The sequence below is a fragment of the uncultured Lamprocystis sp. genome, from assembly GCF_903933125.1.
Classification (GTDB): domain Bacteria; phylum Pseudomonadota; class Gammaproteobacteria; order Chromatiales; family Chromatiaceae; genus Thiodictyon.
Window position 1 is genome coordinate 1 of record NZ_CAIZIZ010000033.1, and the last position, 2,178, is coordinate 2,178.

Below are 2,178 nucleotides of genomic sequence, written 5' to 3' on the forward strand. Positions count from 1 at the left end.
CTGAATCCCGAACATCGTGCGGCGCACCTTATCCACCCTACAAAATCGCCGGTTTTGTAGGGTGGATAAGCGTAGCGCATCCACCATCAGCCCCGTCGACGGCTCCACGCTGGATGCTGTCTCCCAAATTTGGAACTGCTGGGCGACCCGCCCCGGTTGACCCGAGACAAGCGCTCCATGGTATATTAAGATTTCGGCATTTACTGAATTTGCCGCCGGCATACGATTTTAACCCTATGGGGGACAGCATCATGACCGACATCGCCGCGCTGAAAAAAGAAAAGCAGGACCTGATCGACAAGATGATCGCCATGCAGGGAGAGTTTATCGCCTACGAGCATGAGCACGGGCTCAGCGGCAAGGACTACTGGGCACCGAGCGAAGGTCTGCTGCTCAACTATCGGCAAGACTACATGGATATGGCCAACCGCGTGGTGGATCTGGCCCATCAGATCGTGGGTTCCAGCCGGTAATACCCCGTCCCCAGTTGCAGCGTCATTCCGGCAGGATGCCGGAAGGAAAGCGCCACGGAGGGGACCGGTCGACGAGTAATGAGCCCCAAGAACCAACACCAAAGCCCGTCATTTTCGCGGGCTTTTTCGTTTCCCAGGTGAGCAATCAGACCCATGAACATCCTCATCATCGGTGGCGGTGGGCGAGAACACGCGCTCGCCTGGAAAGCGGCTCAATCGCCGCAGGCGCAGCGCGTCTATGTGGCCCCCGGCAACGGCGGGACCGCCCGCGAACCGGGCATCGAGAACGTCCCCATCGCCGCGGATGACTTGGCCGGCCTGGTCGCATTCGCCACGGCGCAGAACATCGGACTCACCATCGTCGGGCCCGAGGTACCGCTGGTCGCCGGGGTGGTCGACGCCTTCGCCGCCGCCGGTCTGCCCTGCTTCGGCCCCCGCCGGGCCGCCGCTCAACTCGAGGGCTCCAAGGCGTTCTCCAAAGCCTTCCTGGAACGCCATGGCATCCCCACCGCGGCTTACGGAACCTTCACCGAAGTCGAGCCGGCACTCGCCTATCTGGACCAGGTCGGCGCGCCCATCGTGGTCAAGGCCGATGGCCTGGCCGCCGGCAAAGGCGTGATCCTCGCGCCGGACCTGGACACCGCACGGGCGGCGGTGCGCGACATGCTCGGTGCCGGACGGTTCGGCAGCGCGGGGGCGCGGGTGGTGATCGAGGAGTTCCTGACCGGCGAGGAGGCGAGTTTCATCGTCATGGTCGACGGCCGCCACGCACTGGCCATGGCCACCTCGCAGGACCACAAGGCGCGCGACGACGGCGACCGCGGCCCCAACACCGGCGGCATGGGCGCCTACTCCCCGGCGCCGGTGGTAACCCCGGAGATCCACGCCCGCGTCATGCGCGAAGTCATAGCGCCAACCGTCGCCGGGCTTGCGGCCGAGGGCACCCCCTATGTCGGCTTTCTCTACGCTGGTCTGATGATCGCCGCCGACGGCACCCCCAAGGTATTGGAGTACAACTGCCGCTTCGGCGACCCCGAGACCCAGCCCATTCTGATGCGGCTGCGCTCGGATCTGGTCGCCCTCTGCCTGGCCGCCCTGGACGGGCGACTGCACGAAATCCAGGCCGACTGGGATCCGCGGGTCGCCCTGGGGGTCGTCATGGCTGCCGGCGGCTATCCGGACACCTATGCCCAAGGGGTCCCGATCAGCGGCCTGACCGCCGACGATGATTCAACCGTCAAGGTCTTCCACGCCGGCACGCGCCGCGACGGCGATGCCACCCTGACCGCCGGCGGCCGGGTGCTCTGCGTCACCGCCCTAGGCGACACCGTTCTGGACGCCCAGGAACGTGCCTACCGCCGAGTGCGGGAGATCACCTGGCCGGATGCCTATTTCCGCACCGACATCGGGTATCGGGCGATTGCGCGCGAGACCCGCGAAGCGCGCCGTTGATTCACGACAGAGCCGTTCTCACACAAAGACGCTCAAAGGGGTAGACTCGGGCCTTGACCATCGTTCCGGCCAGTGACGGCCTGTCCGCAACTGGAGGCCGAGGCTTTAGCCGGTGGCGATTCCCGAGTTCCTAAAGAAAATCCGTGGTGCCTGCACGCTGGACCGGCTAAAGCCTCGACCTCCAGTGGCCGGAACGATGACCAAAGTCGGCACGATCAGCGCCATCTGGTCATGCTCTCTCGTCATCAAGCGC

General features: G+C 65.0%; 2 protein-coding genes. Both read left to right on the top strand.

The window, feature by feature from the left end; translation table 11 throughout:
- Window positions 1–251 precede the first annotated feature (251 nt).
- Window positions 252–473 carry a hypothetical protein gene (locus QZY03_RS01440; RefSeq protein WP_295577500.1) on the top strand — a complete coding sequence of 74 codons (222 nt, stop codon included), beginning with the start codon at window positions 252–254 and terminating at the stop codon, window positions 471–473.
- 153 nt (window positions 474–626) lie between these two features.
- Window positions 627–1,925 (top strand): phosphoribosylamine--glycine ligase, encoded by a 1,299-nt coding sequence (gene purD, locus QZY03_RS01445; protein ID WP_295577502.1) that lies wholly within the window; start codon window positions 627–629, stop codon window positions 1,923–1,925.
- Window positions 1,926–2,178: the final 253 nt, after the last annotated feature.